Source organism: Enterobacter pseudoroggenkampii (assembly GCF_026420145.1).
GTDB classification, from domain to species: domain Bacteria; phylum Pseudomonadota; class Gammaproteobacteria; order Enterobacterales; family Enterobacteriaceae; genus Enterobacter; species Enterobacter pseudoroggenkampii.
In genome coordinates, this window is the sequence record NZ_JAPMLV010000008.1 from 1 (window position 1) to 25,173 (window position 25,173).

Consider the following 25,173-nt stretch of genomic DNA (forward strand, 5'->3'; position numbering starts at 1 on the left):
GATGGTAGTGTGGGGTCTCCCCATGTGAGAGTAGGGAACTGCCAGGCATCAATTAAGAAGAACCCCGTACCGAAAGGTGCGGGGTTTTTTGCTTTTGTCTTTCCCCTTCCTTGAAACTTTCTCACCTTCTGCTTGCAGACTCGACATTCAAACCATTTCTGGGTATCGTTAGCTATCTGGATGTCTAAACGTTTATACGTATGCTGTGAGGATATAAAGCTATGCCGATTCGGGTGCAGGACGAGCTACCAGCCGTCAATTTCTTGCGTGAAGAAAACGTCTTCGTCATGACGGCTTCGCGTGCGACAGGTCAGGAAATTCGCCCGCTGAAGGTGCTTATTCTCAATCTGATGCCAAAAAAGATCGAAACAGAAAACCAGTTCCTGCGTCTGCTGTCGAACTCCCCGCTGCAGGTCGATATCCAGCTGCTGCGAATCGACGCCCGTGAGTCACGTAACACGCCTTCTGAGCATCTGAACAACTTCTACTGCAACTTCGATGACATCCAGGGTGAAAACTTCGACGGACTGATTGTGACCGGCGCCCCGCTGGGTCTGGTTGAATTTAACGATGTCGCCTACTGGCCGCAAATCAAACAGGTGCTGGAGTGGGCAAAAGATCACGTCACGTCCACATTGTTTGTCTGTTGGGCGGTACAAGCCGCACTGAATATTCTCTATGGCATCCCCAAGCAAACCCGCACTGAAAAGCTCTCCGGCGTATACGAACACCATATTCTCCATCCACATGCGTTGCTGACGCGCGGGTTTGATGATTCTTTCCTGGCCCCGCATTCTCGCTACGCTGACTTCCCGGCCCAGCTGATTCGTGATTACACCGATCTGGAGATCCTGGCCGAAACGGAAGATGGAGATGCTTATCTGTTTGCCAGCAAGGATAAACGCATTGCATTCGTAACCGGGCATCCTGAGTACGATCCGCATACCCTTGCGTCAGAGTATTTCCGTGATGTCGAAGCGGGTCTTAATCCGGATGTGCCGTACAACTATTTCCCGAAAGACGATCCGCAAAACAAACCGAGAGCAACCTGGCGCAGCCACGGGAATTTGCTTTTTACTAACTGGCTCAACTATTACGTCTATCAGATAACGCCATACGATCTGCGTCACATGAATCCAACGCTGGAGTAATCGTCTGCACTAAACGATCCTAAAGCGTTTCAGCTATTCAAATCAGGCACCTTCGGGTGCCTTTTTTATTTCCGAAATACCGCTCATCATTCAGTCAAACTTTAATCTCAATAAAATCAAATAATTAATTGCAATTGACAATTAAAATGGAAATTGTTTTTGATTTTGGAAAAAATAGAGATAGTCTTAATTCTGCTGAGCGAAAACTACCCAACGATCTTTCGTTCGCATCGGGAGCGTGATTTTGGATCTTTGATGAGGAGCAGAGTAATGACTCAACAGGCAACGACGGTCGATGAACTGGCCTTTACCCAGCCGTATGGCGAGCAAGAACAGCAAGTTTTGACGGCGGAAGCGGTAGAATTTCTGACTGAACTGGTGACTCGCTTTACGCCGCAGCGTAATAAGCTGCTGGCGGCACGTATTCATCAGCAGCAGGAAATTGACGATGGCAAGTTGCCTGGATTCATTTCGGAAACCGCTTCCATTCGTCGTGGCGAGTGGAAAATCCGCGGCATCCCTGAAGATTTACAGGATCGTCGCGTTGAGATCACCGGTCCGGTAGAGCGCAAAATGGTGATCAACGCCATGAACGCCAACGTTAAAGTCTTTATGGCCGATTTTGAAGACTCACTGGCGCCTGACTGGAACAAAGTTATCGACGGGCAGATCAATCTGCGCGACGCCGTGAACGGCACCATCAGCTATACCAATGAAGCCGGCAAAATTTACCAGCTCAAGCCGAACCCGGCGGTGCTGATCTGCCGCGTACGCGGGCTGCACCTGCCTGAAAAACATGTCACCTGGCGTGGGGAAGCCATTCCGGGCAGCCTGTTTGATTTTGCGCTCTATTTCTTCCACAACTACAAAGCCCTGCTGGCGAAGGGCAGCGGCCCGTATTTCTATCTGCCAAAAACGCAGGCCTGGCAGGAAGCGGCCTGGTGGAGCGAGGTCTTCAGCTATGCGGAAGATCGTTTCAACCTGCCGCGGGGCACCATCAAGGCCACGCTGCTGATTGAAACGCTGCCCGCCGTGTTCCAGATGAATGAAATTCTGCACGCCCTGAGAGACCACATTGTCGGCCTGAACTGCGGACGCTGGGACTATATTTTCAGCTACATCAAAACCCTGAAAAACTATCCCGATCGCGTGCTGCCGGATCGCCAGGTCGTGACCATGGATAAACCGTTCCTGAGCGCCTACTCGCGTCTGCTGATCAAAACCTGCCACAAGCGCGGTGCCTTTGCGATGGGCGGCATGGCGGCATTTATCCCGAGCAAAGACGCAGAACGCAACAATCAGGTGCTCAACAAGGTGAAGGCCGACAAAGAGCTTGAAGCCCGTAACGGTCACGACGGCACGTGGATTGCCCATCCCGGCCTGGCCGATACGGCGATGGAGGTTTTCAACCGCGTACTCGGTGACAATAAAAACCAGCTGTTTGTCACGCGCGAAGAGGATGCCCCAACGGCTGAAGAACAGCTGCTTGCTCCGTGTGCGGGCGAGCGGACGGAAGAGGGCATGCGTGCCAATATTCGCGTCGCCGTGCAATACATCGAAGCGTGGATCTCCGGCAACGGCTGCGTGCCGATCTACGGCCTGATGGAAGATGCCGCGACGGCAGAGATCTCACGTACCTCCATCTGGCAGTGGATCCACCATCAAAAAACGCTCAGCAACGGCAAGCCGGTGACCAAATCTCTGTTCCGCCAGATGCTGGCCGAAGAGATGCGGGTGATCCAGGACGAGCTGGGCGAACACCGCTTCAGCAGCGGGCGTTTTGACGACGCTGCGCGCCTGATGGAGCAAATCACCACATCAGATGACTTAATCGACTTCCTGACCCTGCCGGGCTACCGCTTCCTGGCGTAACTCACCACATAACAATATGGAGCATCTGCACATGAAAACCCGTACCCAACAAATCGAAGAGTTAAAGAAAGAGTGGACACAACCTCGCTGGGAAGGCATCCGCCGTCCTTACAGCGCGGAGGAAGTGGTGAAATTACGCGGCTCGGTCAATCCGGAATGCACGCTGGCGCAAAATGGCGCGGCGAAAATGTGGAAGCTGCTGCACGGTGGCTCTAAAAAAGGCTACATCAACAGCCTCGGCGCGCTGACCGGCGGTCAGGCGCTGCAGCAGGCGAAGGCCGGTATTGAGGCGATTTACCTCTCCGGCTGGCAGGTCGCGGCGGACGCCAACCTGGCCTCCAGCATGTACCCGGATCAGTCGCTCTATCCGGCTAACTCCGTGCCGTCGGTTGTGGATCGGATCAACAATACCTTCCGCCGTGCGGATCAGATCCAGTGGGCTGCCGGTATCGAACCTGGCGATCCGCGCTTTATTGACTACTTCCTGCCGATCGTCGCGGATGCGGAAGCGGGCTTCGGCGGCGTGCTGAATGCCTTCGAGCTGATGAAATCGATGATTGAGGCCGGTGCAGCGGCCGTTCACTTCGAAGACCAGCTGGCGTCAGTGAAGAAATGCGGACACATGGGCGGTAAGGTGCTCGTTCCTACCCAGGAAGCCGTGCAGAAGCTGGTTGCCGCGCGTCTGGCTGCTGACGTGCTCGGCGTGCCGACGCTGGTGATTGCCCGTACCGATGCCGACGCGGCTGACCTGATCACCTCTGACTGCGACCCGTACGATAGCGAATTCATCACCGGCGAGCGTACCAGCGAAGGCTTCTACCGCACACATGCCGGCATTGAGCAGGCGATCAGCCGCGGCCTGGCGTACGCGCCGTACGCGGACCTGGTCTGGTGTGAAACCTCCACGCCGGATCTGGCGCTGGCAAAACGCTTTGCCGACGCCATCCATGCGAAATACCCGGGCAAACTGCTGGCCTACAACTGCTCGCCGTCCTTCAACTGGCAGAAAAAGCTGGATGACAAAACGATCGCCAGCTTCCAGCAGCAGCTGTCCGACATGGGCTACAAATACCAGTTCATTACTCTGGCAGGCATCCACAGCATGTGGTTTAACATGTTCGACCTGGCGCACGCCTACGCGCAGGGTGAGGGCATGAAGCACTACGTTGAGAAGGTGCAGCAGCCGGAGTTTGCCGCGGGTAAAGACGGCTACACCTTCGTGTCTCACCAGCAGGAGGTGGGAACCGGCTACTTTGATAATGTGACCACGATTATTCAGGGCGGCACCTCCTCCGTCACCGCCTTAACGGGTTCAACGGAAGAAGCACAGTTCTAATCTTTTCCCCCCTCTCCCCTCTGGGGAGAGGGTTGGGTAAGGGGAATATATGTCGCGTGGCCTGGAATTACTGATTGCCCAAACTATTTTGCAGGGCTTTGATGCCCAGTATGGTCGTTTTCTTGAAGTGACATCCGGCGCGCAGCAGCGCTTTGAACATGCAGACTGGCATGCGGTTCAGCAGGCCATGAAGCAGCGTATCCATCTCTATGATCACCACGTGGGTCTGGTGGTGGAGCAGCTGCGCTGTATTACCGACGGTAAAAGTCCCGACGCGGAATTTTTACTGCGCGTGAAGGAGCACTACACCCATTTGTTACCCGACTACCCTCGCTTCGAGATTGCGGAGAGCTTTTTCAACTCCGTCTATTGCCGGTTATTTGACCACCGCTCATTATCTCCTGAGCGGTTATTTATCTTCAGCTCCCAGCCCGAGCGGCGCTTTCGAACCATCCCACGTCCGCTGGCGAAAGATTTCTTTCCCGATCGCGGATGGGAAAAGCTCCTGCACCGCGTGCTAACGGATTTGCCGCTGCGCCTGCCCTGGGAGAATAAAACCCGGGATATCGGCTATATCTACGCCCATCTCAACGAAACCTTCGGCGCGGAGGTGCTCAGCCACAGCCATTTGCAGGTGGCCAACGAGCTTTTCTACCGCAATAAAGCCGCCTGGCTGGTGGGCAAACTGGTTACGCCAACCGCCATTGTGCCGTTTCTGCTGCCGATTCACCGTACCGACGACGGGGAACTGTTTGTCGATACCTGCCTGACCACCGGCGCCGAGGCCAGCATCGTGTTTGGCTTCGCCCGCTCTTATTTCATGGTGTACGCCCCGCTGCCTGCCGCGCTGGTGGAGTGGCTGCGCGAGATCCTGCCGGGAAAAACCACCGCCGAGCTGTATATGGCCATTGGCTGCCAGAAGCACGCCAAGACGGAAAGCTACCGGGAGTACCTGCGCTATGTCACCACGGCCGATGAGCAGTTTATCGAAGCGCCAGGCATTCGCGGTATGGTGATGCTGGTCTTTACGCTGCCGGGTTTCGACCGGGTCTTTAAGGTGATTAAGGACAGATTCGCCCCGCAGAAAGAGATGACCGCCGCGCACGTTCGCGCTTGCTATCAGCTGGTTAAAGAGCACGATCGCGTCGGGCGCATGGCGGATACTCAGGAATTCGAAAACTTTGTGCTGGATAAACAGCAGATCGACCCGGCGCTCATGGCGCTGTTGATGCAGGAAGCGCCCGCGAAAATCACCGATCTGGGTGACAAAATCGTGATTAGCCATCTCTATATTGAGCGCCGCATGGTGCCGCTGAATATCTGGCTTGAGCAGTCCGAAGGTCAGGCGCTGCGGGATGCCATTGAAGAGTACGGCAACGCGATTCGCCAGCTTGCCGCCGCCAATATTTTCCCGGGCGACATGCTGTTTAAAAACTTCGGCGTCACCCGACACGGGCGGGTGGTGTTCTACGATTACGACGAAATTTGCTACATGACCGAAGTGAATTTCCGCGATATCCCACCGCCCCGCTACCCGGAAGATGAGCTTTCCAGCGAGCCGTGGTACAGCGTCTCGCCGGGCGATGTGTTTCCCGAAGAGTTTCGTCACTGGCTGTGTGCCGATCCGCGCATCGGACCGCTATTCGAAGAGATGCATGCCGATCTGTTTCGCGCCAGCTACTGGCGCGGACTGCAAACGCGGATCAAAAACGGGCACGTGGAAGATGTGTATGCATACCGCCGCAAGCAGCGGTTTTGCATCCGCTTTTCTCCCTCTCCCTGAGGGAGAGGGCCGGGGTGAGGGCATCAGGTCACACTCAATTTTAACGAATTCCACCGTACGCCAGCGTCACCTCTTTCGCCGCCTTAATCACCAGCGCACCGAGCTCGGTCACGCGGTCGTCGGTCATGCGTGAAATCGGCCCGGAGATGGAGATGGCGGCAAACGGCTCGCGGTGTTCGTCGAAAATGCAGGCCGCGAGGCAGCGCAGGCCCAGGGCATGTTCTTCATCATCAAACGAATAGCCGCGCTTGCGGGTCAGGGCCAGATCTTCTTTCAGATGCACGGGCGACACCAGCGTGGCGTGGGTGTAGGCGTGCAGCCCTTTACGGTGCAGCAGCCCCGTTACCTGCTCCTCGCTCAGCTGCGAGAGAAATGCTTTCCCCGCCCCGGACGCGTGCATCGGCAGCTTGCCGCCAATCGGTGCGGACATGCGCATCAGCTGCGTGCACTGCACCTGGTCGATGATAATCGCCTGATGATCGCTCTGGTCCAGTACCGCCAGGTTTACCGTCTCGCCGGACTCCTCCATCAGCTTGCGCAGAATCGGGTGCACAATCGCCAGCAGGTTGCGGCTCTGCAGGAAGCTGCTGCCGACGATAAACGCGTGCGCGCCCACCGCCCAGTGCCCCAGCTCGCCCACCTGACGCACAAAGCCCAGTTGCTGCATGGTGGTCAGCAGGCGGTGCGTTGTGGAGTTCGGCAGGCCAGCCTGCTGGGCCAGCTCCGTCAGGGCCACGCTGCTGTGCGACTCGGCTATCCACTCCAGCAGCTTCAGACCGCGCGTGAGCGATTGAACCTGTCCGCCCTGTTGTGCGGCGGTGGTGGCAGCAGGCTTTCTGCCGCGTTTGGCGGGAACGGTCGCGACCATGGCGATCTCCTTTTTCTGTATCGTGGAAATCATTTTCGTTTTATTTGGTGAATTTGCAACCGTTATCCTGACTGATCGGAGGAGTGATGGTGAACATGTCTCATGTTACCCCTGAGTGGCTTTTCCACCCTGCGAGATTGTGCCAGTATGGAACGCAGCCTTTTGGCCTTGTTGAGCGTTGTCGGGAGCAAGTGTGAGCAGCAAAGTAGAGCAACTGCGTGCGCAGTTAAATGAACGAATTCTGGTGCTGGACGGCGGCATGGGCACCATGATCCAGAGCTATCGTCTGAGTGAAGACGATTTCCGCGGCGAGCGCTTTGCCGACTGGCCATGCGACCTGAAAGGAAACAACGACCTGCTGGTGCTCAGCAAGCCGTCCGTGATTAAGGATATCCACAACGCCTACTTCGAAGCGGGTGCGGATATCGTTGAAACCAACACCTTCAACTCGACAACCATCGCCATGGCGGATTACCAGATGGAATCCCTGTCGGCGGAAATCAACCTGGAAGCCGCGAAGCTGGCGCGCGCCTGCGCCGACGAGTGGACGGCCCGCACGCCGGACAAGCCTCGCTACGTTGCCGGGGTGCTAGGCCCGACGAACCGCACCGCGTCGATTTCACCGGACGTCAACGACCCGGCGTTTCGTAACATCACCTTTGACCAGCTGGTTGCCGCCTACCGCGAATCGACCAGAGCGCTGGTGGAAGGCGGCTCCGACCTGATCCTGATTGAAACCGTCTTCGACACCCTCAACGCCAAAGCCGCAATTTACGCGGTGAAAGAGGAGTTTGAGGCGCTGGGCGTTGACCTGCCGATCATGATTTCCGGCACCATCACCGACGCCTCCGGCCGCACCCTGTCCGGCCAGACAACCGAAGCGTTTTATAACTCCCTGCGCCACGCCGAAGCGCTCTCCTTTGGCCTTAATTGCGCGCTGGGGCCGGATGAACTGCGCCAGTACGTGCAGGAGCTGTCCCGTATCGCGGAATGCTACGTCACCGCCCACCCGAACGCCGGTCTGCCGAACGCGTTCGGTGAATACGATCTCGATGCCGACACCATGGCGGCGCAAATCCGCGAGTGGGCCGAGTCTGGCTTCCTGAACATTGTCGGCGGCTGTTGCGGCACCACGCCGGAGCACATCGCGGCCATGAGCAACGCCGTCGCCGGACTGCCGCCGCGCAGGCTGCCCGAGCTGCCGGTTGCCTGTCGCCTTTCCGGACTCGAGCCGTTGACCATCGGCGACGATAGCCTGTTTGTAAACGTGGGTGAGCGTACTAACGTCACCGGTTCTGCAAAGTTCAAGCGCCTGATCAAAGAAGAGAAGTACAGCGAAGCGCTGGACGTTGCCCGCCAGCAGGTGGAAAGCGGCGCGCAGATTATCGATATCAACATGGATGAGGGGATGCTCGACGCCGAAGCGGCGATGGTGCGTTTCCTCAACCTGATCGCCGGTGAGCCGGACATCGCCCGCGTGCCGATCATGATTGACTCCTCCAAATGGGAAGTCATCGAAAAAGGGCTGAAGTGCATTCAGGGTAAAGGCATCGTCAACTCTATCTCTATGAAAGAGGGCGTTGATATCTTTATCCACCACGCGAAAATGGTCCGCCGCTACGGTGCCGCCGTGGTGGTCATGGCCTTCGACGAAGTGGGCCAGGCCGATACCCGCGCGCGTAAAATTGAGATTTGCCGCCGCGCGTACAAAATACTGACCGAAGAGGTGGGCTTCCCGCCGGAAGACATCATCTTTGACCCGAACATCTTCGCCGTGGCGACCGGCATCGAAGAGCATAATAACTATGCTCAGGACTTTATCGGCGCGTGCGAGGACATCAAGCGCGAGCTGCCGCATGCGCTGATCTCCGGCGGCGTATCGAACGTGTCGTTCTCGTTCCGCGGTAACGACCCGGTGCGTGAAGCGATCCACGCCGTGTTCCTCTACTACGCCATCCGCAACGGCATGGACATGGGGATCGTTAACGCCGGACAGCTGGCGATTTACGACGACCTTCCTGCCGAGCTGCGCGATGCCGTCGAGGACGTGATCCTTAACCGCCGCGACGACGCCACCGAGCGCATGCTGGACCTGGCGGAGAAATACCGCGGCAGCAAATCGGATGAGGCGGCAAACGTTCAGCAGGCCGAGTGGCGTTCCTGGGACGTGAAAAAGCGTCTGGAATACTCGCTGGTTAAAGGCATTACCGAATTTATCGAGCTCGATACCGAAGAGGCGCGCCAGCAGGCAGCCCGCCCGATTGAGGTGATTGAAGGCCCGCTGATGGACGGCATGAACGTGGTCGGCGATCTGTTTGGCGAAGGCAAAATGTTCCTGCCGCAGGTGGTGAAATCCGCCCGCGTGATGAAGCAGGCGGTGGCGTATCTTGAGCCCTACATCGAAGCCAGCAAAGAGAAAGGATCCAGCAACGGCAAGATGGTCATTGCCACCGTGAAGGGCGACGTGCACGACATCGGCAAGAACATCGTCGGCGTGGTGCTGCAGTGCAATAACTACGAAATTATCGACCTCGGCGTGATGGTCCCGGCGGATAAAATCCTCAAGACCGCGCGCGAAGTGAACGCCGACCTGATTGGCCTCTCCGGCCTGATTACGCCGTCGCTGGACGAGATGGTTAACGTGGCGAAGGAGATGGAGCGTCAGGGCTTCACCATTCCGCTGCTGATTGGCGGCGCGACCACCTCCAAAGCGCACACGGCGGTGAAAATCGAGCAGAACTACAGCGGGCCGACGGTCTACGTGCAGAACGCCTCGCGCACCGTGGGCGTGGTCTCCGCGCTGCTCTCTGACACCCAGCGCGACGAGTTTGTTGAGCGCACCCGCAAAGAGTACGAAACCGTCCGCATCCAGCACGGCCGTAAGAAGCCGCGCACCCCGCCTGTTTCACTCCAGGCGGCGCGCGACAACGATCTGGCCTTTGACTGGTCGAGCTATACGCCGCCGGTCGCGCATCGTCTGGGCGTTCAGGAAGTCAGCGCCAGCATCGAAACGCTGCGCAACTACATCGACTGGACGCCGTTCTTTATGACCTGGTCGCTGGCGGGCAAATATCCGCGGATCCTGGAAGATGAGGTGGTAGGTGAGGAGGCGAAACGCCTGTTTAAAGATGCCAACGACATGCTCGACAGACTGAGTGCGGAGAAAACCCTTAACCCGCGCGGCGTCGTGGGCCTGTTCCCGGCTAACCGTGTGGGTGACGACATCGAAATTTACCGCGATGAAACCCGCACTCACGTACTGGCGGTCAGCCGCCATCTGCGTCAGCAAACCGAGAAAGTGGGCTTTGCCAACTACTGCCTGGCCGATTTTGTCGCGCCGAAGCTGAGCGGTAAAGCCGACTATATTGGCGCCTTTGCCGTGACCGGCGGTCTGGAAGAAGATGCCCTGGCGGACGCGTTCGAAGCGCAGCACGATGATTACAATAAAATCATGGTGAAAGCGATTGCCGACCGCCTGGCGGAAGCCTTCGCCGAGTATCTCCACGAGCGTGTGCGTAAGGTGCACTGGGGCTACGCGGCGAACGAAAACCTCAGCAATGAGGATCTGATCCGTGAAAATTACCAGGGCATTCGCCCGGCGCCGGGATACCCGGCCTGCCCGGAACACACCGAAAAAGGCACCATCTGGAAACTGCTGGACGTAGAAGCGCATACAGGTATGAAGCTCACCGAGTCGTTCGCCATGTGGCCGGGCGCGTCAGTCTCAGGCTGGTACTTCAGCCATCCGGACAGCAAGTACTTCGCCGTGGCGCAGCTGCAGCGGGATCAGATCGAAGATTACGCCTTGCGCAAAGGGATGAGCGTATCAGAAGTGGAGCGCTGGCTGGCCCCTAATCTCGGCTACGACGCCGACTAAAATCACTTTTCCTTACAACAAACAGGGCACCTCAATGGTGCCTTGTCTCTTTCTTACGCTTAAACCCTTATACTGAACCTATGGAAAACGAATAACGATAAGGAGGAAAACCTTCCGTGCTGACCCTGTTACATCTGCTCTCTGCAGTCGCACTGCTCGTATGGGGCACCCATATCGTCCGTACCGGTGTGATGCGCGTTTTTGGCGCCCGTTTACGTACCGTTCTCAGCAGCAGCGTTGAGAAGAAGCCGCTCGCCTTCTGCGCGGGTATTGGCGTAACGGCACTGGTTCAGAGCAGCAACGCCACAACCCTGCTTGTCACCTCCTTTGTGGCGCAGGATCTGGTGGCGCTGGCCCCGGCTCTGGTCATTGTGCTGGGGGCTGATGTGGGTACCGCGCTGATGGCGCGTATCCTGACGTTCGATCTCTCCTGGCTGTCACCGCTGCTGATTTTTATAGGCGTGATCTTCTTCCTCGGCCGCAAACAGACCCGCGCCGGTCAGCTCGGGCGCGTAGGGATTGGCCTGGGGCTGATCCTGCTGGCGCTGGAGCTGATTGTGCAGGCGGTCACGCCTATTACCGAAGCCAACGGTGTTCAGGTCATCTTCGCCTCCCTGACCGGGGACATTATGCTGGATGCTCTGATTGGCGCGGTGTTTGCTATCGTCAGCTACTCCAGCCTGGCGGCCGTGCTGCTGACGGCCACACTCACCGCGGCCGGGGCGATCTCCTTCCCGGTCGCGCTGTGCCTGGTGATCGGTGCCAACCTCGGCTCGGGCCTGCTGGCGATGCTCAATAACAGCGCGGCCAACGCCGCCGCCCGCCGTGTGGCCCTCGGCAGCCTGCTGTTTAAGCTGGTGGGCAGCCTGATTATCCTGCCCTTTATCCACCCGCTGGCGAACCTGATGGACAACCTCCCGCTGCCGAAAGCGGAGCTGGTGATCTATTTCCACGTGTTCTACAACCTGGTGCGCTGCCTGGCGATGGTACCTTTTGCCGGGTCGATGGCCCGCTTCTGCGAACGCCTCATTCAGGACGAACCGGAGCTGGATGCGCGCCTGAAACCGAAGCACCTGGATACGTCCGCGCTGGATACCCCGGCGCTGGCGCTGGCGAATGCCGCGCGCGAGACGTTGCGCATGGGCGACGCGATGGAAACCATGCTCGAAGGTCTGCAAAAGGTGATGCACGGCGAGCCGCGTGAAGAGAAAGAGCTGCGCAGGTTAGCTGACGATATCAACGTGCTCTATACCGCCATCAAGCTTTACCTGGCGCGCATGCCGCAGGACGAGCTGGCGGAAGAGGAGTCCCGCCGCTGGGCGGAAATTATCGAGATGTCGCTTAACCTTGAGCAGGCTTCGGATATCGTTGAACGCATGGGCAGCGAGATCGCCGACAAATCCCTTGCCGCGCGTCGTGCGTTTTCAGGTGAAGGCCTGAAGGAGCTGGAAGCGCTGCACGAACAGCTTGTCAGCAACCTCAAGCTGGCGATGTCGGTATTCTTCTCCAGCGATGTGCCGAGCGCGCGCCGCCTGCGCCGCAACAAGCATCGTTTCCGTATTCTGAACCGCCGCTACTCGCACGCCCACGTTGAGCGTCTGCACCAGCAGAACGTGCAGAGTATCGAAACCAGCTCACTCCACCTGGGACTGCTGGGCGATATGAAGCGTCTCAACTCGTTGTTCTGCGCGGTGGCGTACAGCGTGATGGAACAGCCGGATGAAGACGACGAGCGGGATGAGTATTAATCTCTGAAAGCGCCTCGCAAAACCTTGTTGCGAGGCGTGACACCTTATCAAGCGCCATTTACCCTTCAGACCTTACGTTTTTTAGGGAATAGAAAATGGTCGTTTATTACGCTACACTTCGCCAATTCATGCGCATTCCGATGGGGGTTTTCATGCGCACTACTCATGGCATTAAAAAATCAGTCAACGTGTCGTTAGCACCTGAAATCCTTGAAGAGGCGCGACGGCTTAAACTTAATCTCTCTGCCGTGCTCACGGCTGCACTGCAGGAGCAGTTTCGTGCGCATCAGCGTGCAGAGTGGTTAGCAGAAAATAAAGCTTCTATCGAGGCCATTAACCAATGGGTTGATGAAAACGGCTCCTTTAGTGACTTTCAGAGGTCGTTCTGATGGAGCAATATTTTGCTTATGAGAATGAAGGTAAGGGGAAAACTGCCTATCCCTGGCTAATCAATATGCAGCATCCCGTGGCTAATGTGATGAAGCATGTTCTGGTCGCCCCCGCAGTTGAACTTAGCCATCTGGGAGGCATTCAGCCACCTGCGAAAGTGTGCCCTGTCGTTGAGATAGCGGGTAAACCCTGTGTGGTAATGATGCACATGATGGCAGGCATATCGCCAAAAGAGTTAGGCGAGCGTGTCGCCGATCTTACGCAAAACCGTGCTTCATTGCGGGATGCACTCGATTTTTTGATCAACGGTTACTAACACTTTTTTGTCAGCCGCAAGGTAAGGTATATTTCGCCCTTCACAGGAGAAACTATGCTGCCAACTCAATCAACCCGATTAAACAAATACATTAGCGAGAGCGGGATCTGCTCACGTCGCGAGGCTGACCGTTACATTGAACAAGGTAACGTGTTTCTTAACGGCAAACGCGCCACCATCGGCGATCAGGTGGTGCCTGGCGATGTGGTTAAAGTGAATGGTCAGGTCATCGAACCGCGTGATGCTGAAGACCTGGTGTTTATCGCGTTGAACAAACCGGTTGGGATTGTCAGCACCACGGAAGACGGTGAGCGGGACAACATCGTTGATTTCGTGAACCACAGCAGCCGTATCTTCCCGATTGGCCGTCTGGATAAAGACTCTCAGGGGCTGATTTTCCTCACCAACCACGGCGATCTGGTCAACAAGATCCTGCGTGCCGGTAACGATCACGAGAAAGAGTACATTGTGACGGTAAATAAGCCGGTCACGGACGACTTTATTCGCGGTATGGGCGCCGGTGTGCCGATCCTCGGTACCGTTACGAAAAAGTGTAAGGTGAAGAAAGAAGCGCCGTTCGCGTTCCGTATTACCCTGGTGCAGGGCTTAAACCGCCAGATCCGCCGCATGTGCGAACATTTCGGTTATGAAGTGACGAAGCTTGAGCGCACGCGCATCATGAACGTCAGCCTGTCCGGCATTCCGCTGGGCGAATGGCGCGACTTAACGGATGACGAACTGATCGAGCTGTTCAAGCTTATCGAGAATTCCTCGTCCGAAGCGAAGCCGAAGGCCAAAGCCAAACCGAAAACCCAGGCGATTAAGCGTCCGGTGGTGAAGGCGCCGCAGGCGGAAGAGAAAGGGCGCGGCAAGCCGGGTAACGGAAAACGCTTTACCCAGCCGGGGCGCAAAAAGAAAGGGCGCTGATTAGCGCCTTCCACGGGTAGACGTTGTGGCCGACCAGGAAAAGGTCGCCTCTGCATCCGGTTTATAAGCCTGCTCTTTTTTCAGCTTGCGGGCTTTTTTCGCCGCGGCGTCACGCTGCGCCATCAGCTTATCGATGTACTCTTTTTTCACCTGATTGGTTTCGGCGTTCGTCAGCGTGCGGCCATGTGCGATACGGGCGCGGTCGAGAAGCGTTTTCAGTTCGCGCTGCTCGGCTTCGGTCATGTCTTTCTGGGTCAAACGTGGTGTAGCCATTGCTGAAGCCTCCTGAGAGAGAGGCTTCAGTGTAAAGCAAGCAGCGTAAATTAACCCTGCTTCACCGCATCTTTTTTTGTTTGTTCATCAATCGGTTTGCCGGACCAGTAGCCCGCCAGCAGCGAGCCGGAGAGGTTGTGCCAGACGGAGAACAGCGCGCCAGGCAGGGCCGCCAGCGGGGAGAAGTAAATTTTACCAAGCGCCGCCGCCAGGCCGGAGTTCTGCATCCCTACCTCAATAGCCAGCGTGCGGCAGGTCGATTCGTCGAAGCCAAACAGTTTCCCGCCCCAGTAGCCGCCCAGCAGACCAATGGTGTTATGCAGCACCACCGCGACGATCACCACAAAGCCTACGGAAGCAATGTGCGAGGCGGAGCCCGCCACCACGGCGCTGATGATGGCCAGAATACAGACCATCGAAAATGCGGGCAGGTATGGCTCAACGGCCTTCACCACGCGCGGGAAAAGATGGTGAATGACCAGCCCCAGCGCAATCGGGATCACCACGATTTGCAGAATGCTCAGCAGCATGCCCATCACGTCCACCTGAATATGCGCATCCACGTACAGGCGGGTTAACAGCGGCGTGGCAATCACGCCCACCAGCGTAGAGACGGACGAGATAGTGACGGAGAGCGCCACGTCACCTTTCGCCAGATAGATCATGACGTTGGACGCCGTGCCGCTGGCCACGCTGCCCACCAGCACCATCCCGGCGGAAAGGTCGGGCGGCATCTTAAAGGCCATCGCCAGCAGCCACGCCGCGAGCGGCATCACCAGGTAGTGCAGAAATATTCCTGCCGCGACGGGCGCAGGGCGAGACAGCACGCGTTTGAAGTCGTCGACTTTCAGATGCACGCCCATACCGAACATGATCAGCATCAGCAACGTGGTGACCCACGGACCAATACCGGTGAACGTGGTGGGCGTGTAATACGCGAGTACGGAGAGCAGCAGCGCCCATAACGGGAACAGCCGCGTAATAGCGGATAACATAGTGGATTCCTTGCAGTATTGTCGTGTTGTTTAGTTATAAAAAAGCCGGGTCTGTGCCCGGCTTATAGGTATTGTTTATCGTGCTAACGAATTTTATTCAAACAAATTCTGATGAAGTTTCTGCACGACCTGCTCGGCCTGATCGGCAGGCACCAGGAAGCAGAGGTTATAGCTGGACGCGCCGTAGCAGATCATGCGGATGCTGAACGGGTCGAGCACGCCAAACACCTCTTTGCCCACGCCGCAGGCGCGCGACAGCTTGTTGCCAATGATGGCAACCAGCGCCAGGTCTTCTTCTACTTCCACGCGGCACAGCTCGGACAGCTCAATCAGCAGCGACTGCGTCAGCAGGGTGTCGCCGGTGGAGGTAGAACCGGTGGTGTCCAGCGTCAGCGCAATGCTCACTTCAGAGGTGGTGATCAGATCCACGGAGATGTTGTGGCGTGCCAGAATGCCAAACACTTCCGCCAGGAAACCGCGGGAGTGCAGCATATTGTGGCTGTGCAGGGTGACCAGCGTCTGGCGACGGCGCAGGGCCAGGGCGCGGAACAGCGGTGGGTTTTCCGTTTTCTTGCAGACCAGCGTCCCGCCCGCTTTCGGATCTTTACTGGAGCCAACGAAGACCGGAATATCGCTACGTACGGCTGGCAAAAGGGTTGCCGGATGCAGAACTTTCGCACCGAAGGTGGCCATTTCCGCCGCTTCTTCAAAGGCGATCACGTCAATACGTTTCGCCGCAGAAACGACGCGCGGATCGGTGGTGTAAATGCCCGGCACGTCAGTCCAGATATCCACGCGCGTGGCATGCAGGGCTTCGCCCAGCAGCGCGGCGGTGTAGTCGCTGCCGCCACGGCCAAGCGTGGTGGTGCGGCCTTTCGCTTCGCTGCCGATAAAGCCCTGGGTGATCACGATACCGTCTGCCAGACGCGGGGCCAGCTGCTGATTGGTCAGTTCGGCCAGTGCTTCAACGTCCGGCTCGGCACGGCCAAAGCGGTCGCTGGTACGCATCACTTTTCGCACGTCAAACCACTGCGCCTGAATGTTACGCTCGCGCATGATTTCAACAAACAGCAGGGTGGACATCAGCTCGCCGTGGCTGACCAGCTCGTCGGTCAGGGCGGTGGAGGTGGCCAGAGAGGCGGCTTCTGCCAGGGTAGTGATATTTTCCAGCAGACGTTCCACTTCCTCGCGGATGACGTTCGGGTTCTGCAGACGCTCAAGAATGTCGAACTGAATTTTGCGCAGTGCATCCAGCTTCACGAAACGTTCTGTCGCTTCCAGTCCTTCAGACAGAGAAACCAGCAGGTTCGTCACGCCGGCAGATGCAGACAGCACCACCAGGCGGGTATTCGGATCGGCCAGCACCACATCGGCGCTGCGGTTCATGGCATCGTAATCGGCCACACTGGTGCCGCCAAACTTGGCGACCACAAAACTCGTCATAACAACCTCGTGTCAGGGAATGAATAAGCGACCTTGGCACAAGAGTGAAACGAAAACAGGTGCAGGCGCAAAATACGGCCCTATAAATAAAATGCGGGGGAGGTCCTGTCAATGCTGGGATTATGCGGATTTTTTATGGGGGGGTACCCCTGAGAAACAGGACTTATAACAGAGCCAGATTTTATGCTCCGTTTTAGGGCATTTTGACCGACATTTCGCCGCCCCGGGAGGGCGTTTCAGCAGCTATACTTTTCGGGTCTTTTCACCTGCGTTTGATGCAGGCCAGGGCAATGGCATAAAAACCATCACAATTTTTATTTGCAGGCGCTACAATCGACCGCAGTCACAATTCTCAAATCAGAAGAGTATTGCTAATGAAAAACATCAACCCAACGCAGACCGCTGCCTGGCAGGCACTCCAGAAACATTTTGATGAAATGAAAGACGTCACCATCGCGGATCTGTTCGCGAAAGATGCCGATCGTTTCAACAAGTTCTCCGCGACCTTCGACGACCTGATGCTGGTGGATTTCTCTAAAAACCGCATTACCGAAGAGACGCTGGCAAAACTGCAGGATCTGGCGAAAGAAACCGAGCTGGCGGACGCCATCAAATCCATGTTCTCCGGTGAGAAGATCAACCGCACCGAAGACCGTGCCGTGCTGCACGTCGCTCTGCGTAACCGTAGCAATACGCCAATCATCGTTGACGGCAAAGACGTTATGCCGGAAGTGAACGCGGTGCTGGAAAAGATGAAAACCTTCTCCGAAGCGATCATCTCCGGTAGCTGGAAAGGCTACACCGGCAAAGCGATCACCGACGTGGTAAACATCGGTATCGGCGGTTCTGACCTCGGCCCGTTCATGGTGACCGAAGCGCTGCGTCCGTACAAAAACCACCTCAATATGCACTTTGTGTCTAACGTCGATGGTACCCACATCGCCGAAGTGCTGAAGAACGTGCACCCGGAAACCACCCTGTTCCTGGTTGCGTCTAAAACCTTTACCACCCAGGAAACCATGACCAACGCCCACAGCGCGCGCGACTGGTTCCTGAAAACCGCGGGCGACAACAAGCACGTGGCGAAACACTTCGCGGCGCTGTCTACCAACGGTAAAGCCGTCAGCGAGTTCGGTATCGACACCGCGAACATGTTCGAGTTCTGGGACTGGGTTGGTGGCCGCTATTCTCTGTGGTCTGCAATTGGCCTGTCTATCATCCTGTCCGTGGGCTTCGACAACTTCGTTGAGCTGCTCTCCGGCGCGCACGCGATGGACAAACACTTCTCCACCACCGCGCCTGAGAAAAACCTGCCGGTGCTGCTGGCGCTGATCGGGATCTGGTACAACAACTTCTTCGGCGCTGAAACCGAAGCGATCCTGCCGTACGACCAGTATATGCACCGCTTTGCTGCGTACTTCCAGCAGGGCAACATGGAATCCAACGGTAAATACGTTGACCGTAATGGCAACGCGGTGGACTACCAGACTGGCCCAATCATCTGGGGCGAGCCGGGTACTAACGGCCAGCATGCTTTCTACCAGCTGATTCACCAGGGCACCAAAATGGTACCGTGCGATTTCATCGCGCCGGCTATCACCCATAACCCGCTGTCCGATCACCATCCGAAGCTGCTGTCCAACTTCTTCGCCCAGACCGAAGCGCTGGCGTTCGGTAAATCCCGCGAGGTGGTTGAGCAGGAATACCGCGACCAGGGTAAAGATCCGGCAACGCTGGACCACGTGGTGCCGTTCAAAGTATTCGAAGGCAACCGTCCAACCAATTCCATCCTGCTGCGCGAAATCACGCCGTTCAGCCTGGGTGCGCTGATTGCTCTGTACGAGCACAAAATCTTCACGCAGGGCGCGATCCTGAACATCTTCACCTTTGACCAGTGGGGCGTTGAGCTGGGCAAACAGCTGGCAAACCGTATTCTGCCAGAGCTGGGTGATGATAAAGCGATTACCAGCCATGACAGCTCGACCAATGGTTTGATCAACCGTTATAAAGCATGGCGTGCGTAATTAAAACGTCATGAAAACGTGCCGGCGAAATGCCGGCATTTTTTTATCGGATAATTCCTGATGTCTGTTAGTTAACTCAAATTCTGGTTCTGAGTTTAATCCGAAAAAGACGGTTAACCCGTTAATTGCTGCGGTTTATTTTAAGAAAATACGCAGTAGTTCATTAATATATTTATATTATAACTTATTGATTTTTATAAATTATATATTTATGTCATTTGTCTTTCATTTCCATTTTAACCATTAGTCCGAAAACCCTCTCCCTATTTCCCCTTACGGCAAACCCACGGCAGTAGTTGTGTATACTCGATTCCGCCTGAAATTCTTTTCGGGCAAATCTCCATTCATTCATTGAAGGGAAATTGTTATGAAGAAAGTACTGTATGGCATTTTTGCCATATCTGCGCTTGCGGCGACATCTGTCTATGCAGCTCCGGTTCAGGTCGGGGAAGCGGCAGGGTCGGCTGCGACGTCTGCGTCTGCGGGGAGTTCTACCGCAGCCAGCGCCAGCACCGTAAGTTCAGCCGTGGGTGTCGCGCTGGCGGCAACCGGTGGCGGTGATGGCTCCAACACCGGAACCACGACCACCACGACAACCAGCACCCAGTAATAGCGGGTGTTTTAATCATAACCACACTTCGGTGTGGTTATTTCGCCCCTTCGGAGAAGAGTCGTGAAGCGACCTGCAATCATTCTGATTTGCCTGCTGCTGCAGGCGTGCTCGGCCACCACTAAAGGGCTGGGAAACTCACTGTGGGAAAGCCTGTTCGGCACACCGGGCGTGCATCTGACCGATGACGAACTTCAGAACATGCCCTATGCCAGTCAGTACATGCAGCTTAACGATGGCCCGCAACTGTTTGTGGTGCTCGCTTTCGATGAAAACGGGCAGCAGAAATGGGTGACGCAGGATCAGGCCACCATCGTGACGCAGCATGGCCGTATCGTGAAAACCCTGTTGGGCGGCGATAACCTGCTGGAGGTGAATAATATCGCCGACGACCCGCTGATCAAGCCGAACCAGATCGCCGACGGCGCAGGCTGGACGCGCACGATGGGCTGGACCGAACACAAGCAGGTGCGTTACGCCACGGCACGCTCGACCTTCCGCTGGGACGGCACCGACAGCGTGAAAGTCGGCAGCGACGAAACGCAGGTTCGCGTGCTGGATGAAGAGGTCACCACCGACCAGGCCACCTGGCACAACCGCTTCTGGATCGACGAGGAAGGGCAGATCCGTCAGTCCTTACAGTATCTCGGTGCCGGTTTCTTCCCGGTCAAAACCACCCTGATCAAGGCGGCGAAATCATGAAAACGCTCATTCACGTTGCGCTTATCGCCAGTTTTGCCGCGCCGCTGGCATGGTCCGCCGGGACAGTAAAGGTCTACACGCCGGACAGTGAAAAACCCAAAACCTTAACCCACGCCGAGCATCTGCTCGATCTTGTCGGACAGCCAAGGCTCGCCAACAGCTGGTGGCCAGGCGCGGTCATCGCTGAACGGCAGAAGACCGTGGAAGCGGAACAGCAGCACAAGGCGCTTCTTGCCAGGCTAACGGGACTCGCGGAGCAGGAAGATGGCGACGACGCGGCGGCCATTAATAGCGTCCGTCAGCAGCTGCAGGCGCTGAAGGTGACGGGCCGACAGAACGTCAATCTTGATCCGGATGACGTGCGCGTCACGGAAAACGACAACCCCACGCTGGAAGGGGACTATACGCTCTGGCTTCCGGCGAAGCCGACGACGGTGACCGTGATGGGGCTTATCAGCAGCCCAGGTAAGAAGCCCTTTACCCCCGGTCGTGACGTGGCGAGCTATCTCGACGAGCAGAGTCTGCTGAGCGGCGCGGATAACAGCTACGCCTGGGTGGTTTACCCTGACGGCCACACGCAAAAAGCCCCTGTCGCTTACTGGAATAAGCGTCATATCGAACCCATGCCGGGCAGCATTATTTTTGTCGGTTTTGCCGACCATTTCTGGACGAAGGCGTATGACGGGCTTAACGCCGATATCCTTCACTCCCTGATTCAGCGGATACCGGAATAATGAAAAGAACCTATCTCTACAGCATGCTGGCGCTCTGCGTGAGTGCCGCCTGCCATGCAGAAACGTATCCGGCACCCATTGGCCCGTCTCAGTCAGACTTCGGCGGCGTCGGTTTACTGCAAACGCCCACCGCGCGTATGGCGCGTGAAGGGGAAATTAGCCTTAACTACCGTGATAACGACCAGTATCGCTACTACTCGGCGTCGGTGCAGCTGTTCCCGTGGCTTGAAACCACGCTGCGCTATACCGACGTGCGGACGAAACAATACAGCAGCGTCGAGGCGTTCTCAGGCGATCAGACCTACAAAGATAAAGCCTTCGACGTCAAGCTGCGCCTGTGGGAAGAGAGCTACTGGATGCCGCAGGTCTCCGTGGGCGCCAAAGATATCGGCGGTACCGGCCTGTTTGACGCGGAATACATCGTGGCCAGCAAGGCCTGGGGACCGTTTGATTTCTCACTCGGTCTGGGATGGGGCTATCTTGGCACCAGCGGCAACGTGAAAAACCCGTTTTGCTCCTACAGCGATAAATACTGTTACCGCGATAACAGCTACCAGAAAGCGGGATCCATCAACGGTGACCAGATGTTCCACGGTCCGGCGTCACTGTTTGGCGGCGTTGAATATCAGACGCCCTGGCAGCCGTTACGCCTGAAGCTGGAGTACGAGGGGAATGACTACTCGCAGGACTTCGCCGGGAAGATTGAGCAGAAGAGCAAGTTTAACGTCGGCGCCATTTATCGCGTCACCGACTGGGCCGACGTTAACCTCAGCTACGAGCGCGGCAATACGGTGATGTTTGGCTTCACGCTGCGCACCAACTTTAACGACATGCGGCCGCACTACAATGATAACGCGCGGCCTGCATACCAGCCGGAGCCGCAGGATGCGATTCTGCAGCACTCCGTGGTGGCAAACCAGCTGACGCTGCTGAAATACAATGCCGGTCTGGCGGATCCGAAAATTCAGGTGAAAGGCGATACGCTGTACGTCACCGGCGAGCAGGTGAAATACCGCGACTCGCGTGAAGGGATCGAACGCGCCAACCGGATCATCATGAACGATCTCCCGGACGGGATCCGCACGATCCGCGTGACGGAGAATCGTCTCAACCTGCCGCAGGTGACGACGGAAACGGATGTTGCCAGCCTTAAGCGCCACCTGGAGGGCGAACCGCTTGGGCATGAAACCGAGCTGGTACAAAAACGCGTTGAGCCGATCGTGCCGGAGACCACCGAGCAGGGCTGGTATATCGACAAGTCGCGCTTCGATTTCCATATCGATCCGGTGCTGAACCAGTCCGTCGGCGGGCCGGAAAACTTCTACATGTATCAGCTGGGCGTTATGGCGACGGCGGATCTGTGGCTTACCGACCACCTGCTGACCACCGGCAGCCTGTTTGGCAACATCGCTAACAACTACGACAAGTTCAACTATACCAACCCGCCAAAAGACTCACAGCTGCCGCGCGTGCGTACCCGCGTACGTGAGTACGTGCAGAACGATGCCTACGTGAATAACCTGCAGGCCAACTATTTCCAGTACTTCGGCAACGGCTTCTACGGCCAGGTGTACGGTGGGTATCTGGAAACCATGTACGGCGGCGCGGGGGCGGAAGTGCTTTATCGTCCTGTCGACAGCAACTGGGCGTTCGGGGTTGATGCCAACTACGTCAAGCAGCGTGACTGGCGCAGCGCCCAGGACATGATGAAGTTCACCGACTACAGCGTCAAAACGGGCCATTTGACCGCCTACTGGACGCCGTCGTTTGCACCTGATGTGCTGGTGAAAGCCAGCGTCGGCCAGTACCTGGCGGGCGATAAGGGCGGCACGCTGGACATCTCCAAACACTTCGACAGCGGCGTCGTGGTGGGCGGCTACGCCACCATCACCAACGTCTCGCCGGACGAATATGGGGAAGGGGACTTCACCAAAGGGGTTTACGTGTCGATTCCGCTGGATCTGTTCTCGTCAGGCCCAACCCGCAGCCGTGCGGCCATCGGCTGGACACCGCTGACGCGCGACGGTGGTCAGCAGCTTGGGCGTAAGTTCCAGCTGTACGACATGACCAGCGACAAGAACATTAACTTCCGCTGATGCTTCACGCCGGGCGGCACTGCGTTTGCCCGGCCTACGGTTTTTGTAGGCCCGGTAAGCGCAGCGCCACCGGGCGAACTACAAGCGGCGCAGCAGCCTTGCCGGGTTCCCGGCATAGACACCTTTCTCGACGATCGATTTTGTCACCACGCTTCCCGCCCCAATCACCGCTCCGTCGCAAATGGAGACCGCCAGAATGGTGGCACCGCTGCCAATCGACACATCATTTCCGATAGTAATATGGCCCCAGCTGGCCCGGTCGGCGTTCGGTTTCCCCTCACGAAACATATCGTTGGCAAACATCACGCCATGGCCAACAAAGCAACGCTTACCAATGGTCACATACTCACAGATGAAGGTGTGCGACTGAATTTTGCTGTCGTCACCGATGCGCGTATTGCCCTGGATTTCAACAAACGGGCCGACGAATACGCCGTTGCCCAGTACACAGTCGTAAAGATTAGTGGGTTCATATACGGTCACATTGTCGCCGCACGTCACGTTGCGAACCCCGGTTGGTTTACGATCCATCGGTTACCTCCCTACATAAAACATAATTAAAAAATATAGATCTCCGTCACATTTTTGCGTTATACAGAAACCTCGCCCTGGAGAATGAGGTGCTGTATGACATCCCTGACTCGCCCGCGCGTTGAGTTTATCTCAACTATCCTCCAGACCGTGCTGAACCTCGGTCTGTTGAGCCTTGGCCTGATACTGGTCGTCTTTTTGGGTAAAGAGACGGTGCATCTGGCGGATGTACTGTTTGCCCCTGAACAAACCAGCAAATATGCGCTGGTGGAAGGCCTGGTGGTCTACTTTCTCTACTTTGAATTTATCGCCCTGATTGTGAAGTACTTTCAGTCCGGCTTTCACTTCCCGCTGCGTTATTTTGTCTACATTGGGATCACCGCGATTGTGCGGCTGATCATCGTCGATCATAAATCCCCGCTCGACGTGCTGATCTACTCGGCGGCGATCCTGCTGCTGGTGATCACCCTCTGGCTGTGTAACTCGAAGCGGCTGAAACGCGAATAAAAAAATGGCGGCCCGGAGGCCGCCTAACAACAGTCACAAGTTGGGTCAATACAATACGTCTAAAGTTGAGGGTTGCAGTGGCATAACAAAATGAAACTTAACCTTTCACACCGCCCGCCGTCAGGCCGTTGACCAGCCAGCGCTGCGCCAGCAGGAACACCACGGTAATCGGGATGGCGGAAAGTACGGCCGCCGCGGCAAAGTCACCCCACAGGTAGTTTTGCGGGTTGAGGTATTGCTGCATACCCACGGCCAGGGTGTAGCTGTTCACATCACGCAGTAACAGTGAGGCAACCGGTACTTCGGTGATGGCGGCGATAAACGACAGGATAAACACCACCGCCAGAATCGGCACCGACAGCGGCAGCAGTACCAGGCGGAACGCCTGCCACGGGGTTGCCCCATCCAGCGCCGCCGCTTCTTCCAGCGAGCCGTCGATGGTTTCGAAATAGCCTTTAATGGTCCATACATGCAGTGCGATACCGCCAAGATAGGCGAAGATAACGCCGCCGTGGGTGTTCAGACCGATAAACGGTACGTACTGGCCCAGACGGTCAAACAGGGCATACAACGCCACCAGCGACAGCACGGCCGGGAACATCTGGAAAATCAGCATCCCTTTCAGCAGCGTCGCTTTGCCCGGGAAACGCATACGAGCAAAGGCGTAAGCGCAGGTGGTGGACAGCGCCACGATACCGATCGCGGTAATACCTGCGATTTTCACCGAGTTCCACAGCCACAGCAGCACCGGGAACGGCGGCGGCGTGACGCGGCCATCCGCGTGCTCTACGCTGAAGCCCAGCGCGAGCTTCCAGTGCTCCCAGGAGATTTCGTCCGGGATCAGGCTCCCGGTAGCGAAGTTACCCGAACGCAGGGAGATGGCGATAACCATCAGCAGCGGGAACATGATCGCCGCGATGAAAATCAGCAGGCCTAAGTGCGTCGCCAGGAGGCGCAGCTTCTGAGATTTGGGTTGTACCATTGCCATGA

Annotated in this window: 21 protein-coding genes; 15 read left to right on the forward strand and 6 right to left on the reverse strand. The window is 56.7% G+C overall.

Annotation, left to right across the window (positions count from 1 at the left end; translation table 11 throughout):
• The first annotated feature begins 221 nt into the window (after positions 1-221).
• The 4 genes from metA to aceK all read left to right on the forward strand — a co-directional run bounded on the left by metA (position 222) and on the right by aceK (position 6,142).
• Positions 222-1,151 carry a homoserine O-acetyltransferase MetA gene (gene metA, locus OTG14_RS21520; protein WP_024906663.1) on the forward strand — a complete coding sequence of 310 codons (930 nt, stop codon included), beginning with the start codon at positions 222-224 and terminating at the stop codon, positions 1,149-1,151.
• A gap of 270 nt (positions 1,152-1,421) precedes the next feature.
• Positions 1,422-3,023 carry a malate synthase A gene (gene aceB / locus OTG14_RS21525; protein WP_048990563.1) on the forward strand — a complete coding sequence of 534 codons (1,602 nt, stop codon included), beginning with the start codon at positions 1,422-1,424 and terminating at the stop codon, positions 3,021-3,023.
• Between the two features lie 31 nt (positions 3,024-3,054).
• Positions 3,055-4,359, forward strand: coding sequence for an isocitrate lyase (gene aceA, locus OTG14_RS21530; protein WP_024906665.1), 1,305 nt, complete (start codon positions 3,055-3,057; stop codon positions 4,357-4,359).
• Positions 4,360-4,408: 49 nt separating this feature from the next.
• Positions 4,409-6,142 carry a bifunctional isocitrate dehydrogenase kinase/phosphatase gene (aceK, locus tag OTG14_RS21535; RefSeq protein WP_267215723.1) on the forward strand — a complete coding sequence of 578 codons (1,734 nt, stop codon included), beginning with the start codon at positions 4,409-4,411 and terminating at the stop codon, positions 6,140-6,142.
• Positions 6,143-6,182: 40 nt separating this feature from the next.
• On the opposite strand, the gene iclR is transcribed toward aceK, so the two are convergent.
• On the reverse strand, positions 6,183-7,010 hold the full coding sequence (iclR, locus tag OTG14_RS21540; protein ID WP_075201537.1) for a glyoxylate bypass operon transcriptional repressor IclR: 828 nt from the start codon (positions 7,008-7,010) through the stop codon (positions 6,183-6,185).
• A gap of 193 nt (positions 7,011-7,203) precedes the next feature.
• Here iclR and metH point away from each other — a divergent pair, with 193 nt between their 5' ends.
• From metH to rluF, 5 genes are all read left to right on the forward strand, one after another.
• Positions 7,204-10,887, forward strand: coding sequence for a methionine synthase (metH, locus tag OTG14_RS21545; RefSeq protein WP_267215724.1), 3,684 nt, complete (start codon positions 7,204-7,206; stop codon positions 10,885-10,887).
• A gap of 116 nt (positions 10,888-11,003) precedes the next feature.
• Entirely contained in the window at positions 11,004-12,635 is a 1,632-nt protein-coding gene (locus tag OTG14_RS21550; protein ID WP_048990567.1) for a Na/Pi cotransporter family protein, read from the forward strand.
• 95 nt (positions 12,636-12,730) lie between these two features.
• Positions 12,731-13,024, forward strand: coding sequence for a type II toxin-antitoxin system CcdA family antitoxin (locus tag OTG14_RS21555; RefSeq protein WP_048990569.1), 294 nt, complete (start codon positions 12,731-12,733; stop codon positions 13,022-13,024).
• Positions 13,024-13,341, forward strand: coding sequence for a CcdB family protein (locus OTG14_RS21560; protein ID WP_029740630.1), 318 nt, complete (start codon positions 13,024-13,026; stop codon positions 13,339-13,341). The genes OTG14_RS21555 and OTG14_RS21560 overlap by 1 nt, the downstream gene beginning before the upstream one ends.
• A gap of 54 nt (positions 13,342-13,395) precedes the next feature.
• Positions 13,396-14,268: a 23S rRNA pseudouridine(2604) synthase RluF gene (gene rluF / locus OTG14_RS21565; protein ID WP_048990571.1), complete on the forward strand. Its 873-nt coding sequence runs from the start codon at positions 13,396-13,398 to the stop codon at positions 14,266-14,268.
• On the opposite strand, the gene OTG14_RS21570 is transcribed toward rluF, so the two are convergent.
• The 3 genes from OTG14_RS21570 to lysC form a co-directional block, all read right to left on the reverse strand.
• Positions 14,269-14,541 carry a YjbD family protein gene (locus OTG14_RS21570; RefSeq protein ID WP_023309994.1) on the reverse strand — a complete coding sequence of 91 codons (273 nt, stop codon included), beginning with the start codon at positions 14,539-14,541 and terminating at the stop codon, positions 14,269-14,271.
• A 50-nt stretch (positions 14,542-14,591) separates the two neighbouring features.
• The gene (panS, locus tag OTG14_RS21575; protein WP_048990573.1) at positions 14,592-15,536 is read right to left on the reverse strand and encodes a ketopantoate/pantoate/pantothenate transporter PanS; all 945 of its coding nucleotides are present in this window, start codon (positions 15,534-15,536) and stop codon (positions 14,592-14,594) included.
• A 93-nt stretch (positions 15,537-15,629) separates the two neighbouring features.
• The gene (gene lysC, locus OTG14_RS21580) at positions 15,630-16,979 is read right to left on the reverse strand and encodes a lysine-sensitive aspartokinase 3 (protein ID WP_023334126.1); all 1,350 of its coding nucleotides are present in this window, start codon (positions 16,977-16,979) and stop codon (positions 15,630-15,632) included.
• 374 nt (positions 16,980-17,353) lie between these two features.
• Between lysC and pgi the strand changes: the two genes are divergently transcribed.
• The 5 genes from pgi (at position 17,354) to OTG14_RS21605 (ending at position 23,145) form a co-directional block, all read left to right on the forward strand.
• Positions 17,354-19,003 (forward strand): glucose-6-phosphate isomerase, encoded by a 1,650-nt coding sequence (gene pgi, locus OTG14_RS21585; protein ID WP_267215725.1) that lies wholly within the window; start codon positions 17,354-17,356, stop codon positions 19,001-19,003.
• A gap of 367 nt (positions 19,004-19,370) precedes the next feature.
• Complete coding sequence (gene yjbE / locus OTG14_RS21590; protein WP_008503423.1) at positions 19,371-19,613, forward strand: exopolysaccharide production protein YjbE; 243 nt, start codon at positions 19,371-19,373, stop codon at positions 19,611-19,613.
• A gap of 63 nt (positions 19,614-19,676) precedes the next feature.
• Positions 19,677-20,315: a YjbF family lipoprotein gene (locus OTG14_RS21595; RefSeq protein ID WP_024906676.1), complete on the forward strand. Its 639-nt coding sequence runs from the start codon at positions 19,677-19,679 to the stop codon at positions 20,313-20,315.
• Entirely contained in the window at positions 20,312-21,049 is a 738-nt protein-coding gene (locus tag OTG14_RS21600) for a capsule biosynthesis GfcC family protein (RefSeq protein WP_267215726.1), read from the forward strand. The genes OTG14_RS21595 and OTG14_RS21600 overlap by 4 nt, the downstream gene beginning before the upstream one ends.
• Complete coding sequence (locus OTG14_RS21605) at positions 21,049-23,145, forward strand: YjbH domain-containing protein (protein ID WP_267215727.1); 2,097 nt, start codon at positions 21,049-21,051, stop codon at positions 23,143-23,145. The genes OTG14_RS21600 and OTG14_RS21605 overlap by 1 nt, the downstream gene beginning before the upstream one ends.
• A 78-nt stretch (positions 23,146-23,223) precedes the next feature.
• Here the strand turns inward: OTG14_RS21605 and OTG14_RS21610 are convergent, their stop codons facing one another.
• Entirely contained in the window at positions 23,224-23,676 is a 453-nt protein-coding gene (locus tag OTG14_RS21610; RefSeq protein WP_048990582.1) for an acyltransferase, read from the reverse strand.
• Between the two features lie 96 nt (positions 23,677-23,772).
• Between OTG14_RS21610 and psiE the strand changes: the two genes are divergently transcribed.
• A complete protein-coding gene (gene psiE, locus OTG14_RS21615; RefSeq protein WP_000202963.1) occupies positions 23,773-24,183 on the forward strand; it encodes a phosphate-starvation-inducible protein PsiE in 411 nt (136 codons plus the stop codon).
• A 97-nt stretch (positions 24,184-24,280) separates the two neighbouring features.
• On the opposite strand, the gene malG is transcribed toward psiE, so the two are convergent.
• Entirely contained in the window at positions 24,281-25,171 is an 891-nt protein-coding gene (malG, locus tag OTG14_RS21620; protein ID WP_023310002.1) for a maltose ABC transporter permease MalG, read from the reverse strand.
• Positions 25,172-25,173: the final 2 nt, after the last annotated feature.

Excerpts from the sequence above, each read along its gene's own strand:
- OTG14_RS21610 (WP_048990582.1), bottom strand. The coding sequence starts at position 23,676 with ATGGATCGTAAACCAACCGGGGTTCGCAACGTGACGTGCGGCGACAAT.
- aceK (WP_267215723.1), top strand. The coding sequence starts at position 4,409 with ATGTCGCGTGGCCTGGAATTACTGATTGCCCAAACTATTTTGCAGGGC.
- OTG14_RS21600 (WP_267215726.1), top strand. The coding sequence starts at position 20,312 with ATGAAAACGCTCATTCACGTTGCGCTTATCGCCAGTTTTGCCGCGCCG.
- lysC (WP_023334126.1), bottom strand. The coding sequence starts at position 16,979 with ATGACGAGTTTTGTGGTCGCCAAGTTTGGCGGCACCAGTGTGGCCGAT.
- OTG14_RS21605 (WP_267215727.1), top strand. The coding sequence starts at position 21,049 with ATGAAAAGAACCTATCTCTACAGCATGCTGGCGCTCTGCGTGAGTGCC.
- yjbE (WP_008503423.1), top strand. The coding sequence starts at position 19,371 with ATGAAGAAAGTACTGTATGGCATTTTTGCCATATCTGCGCTTGCGGCG.
- malG (WP_023310002.1), bottom strand. The coding sequence starts at position 25,171 with ATGGCAATGGTACAACCCAAATCTCAGAAGCTGCGCCTCCTGGCGACG.
- OTG14_RS21555 (WP_048990569.1), top strand. The coding sequence starts at position 12,731 with ATGGTCGTTTATTACGCTACACTTCGCCAATTCATGCGCATTCCGATG.
- pgi (WP_267215725.1), top strand. The coding sequence starts at position 17,354 with ATGAAAAACATCAACCCAACGCAGACCGCTGCCTGGCAGGCACTCCAG.
- aceB (WP_048990563.1), top strand. The coding sequence starts at position 1,422 with ATGACTCAACAGGCAACGACGGTCGATGAACTGGCCTTTACCCAGCCG.
- iclR (WP_075201537.1), bottom strand. The coding sequence starts at position 7,010 with ATGGTCGCGACCGTTCCCGCCAAACGCGGCAGAAAGCCTGCTGCCACC.
- aceA (WP_024906665.1), top strand. The coding sequence starts at position 3,055 with ATGAAAACCCGTACCCAACAAATCGAAGAGTTAAAGAAAGAGTGGACA.
- metA (WP_024906663.1), top strand. The coding sequence starts at position 222 with ATGCCGATTCGGGTGCAGGACGAGCTACCAGCCGTCAATTTCTTGCGT.
- panS (WP_048990573.1), bottom strand. The coding sequence starts at position 15,536 with ATGTTATCCGCTATTACGCGGCTGTTCCCGTTATGGGCGCTGCTGCTC.
- OTG14_RS21570 (WP_023309994.1), bottom strand. The coding sequence starts at position 14,541 with ATGGCTACACCACGTTTGACCCAGAAAGACATGACCGAAGCCGAGCAG.
- OTG14_RS21560 (WP_029740630.1), top strand. The coding sequence starts at position 13,024 with ATGGAGCAATATTTTGCTTATGAGAATGAAGGTAAGGGGAAAACTGCC.
- psiE (WP_000202963.1), top strand. The coding sequence starts at position 23,773 with ATGACATCCCTGACTCGCCCGCGCGTTGAGTTTATCTCAACTATCCTC.
- rluF (WP_048990571.1), top strand. The coding sequence starts at position 13,396 with ATGCTGCCAACTCAATCAACCCGATTAAACAAATACATTAGCGAGAGC.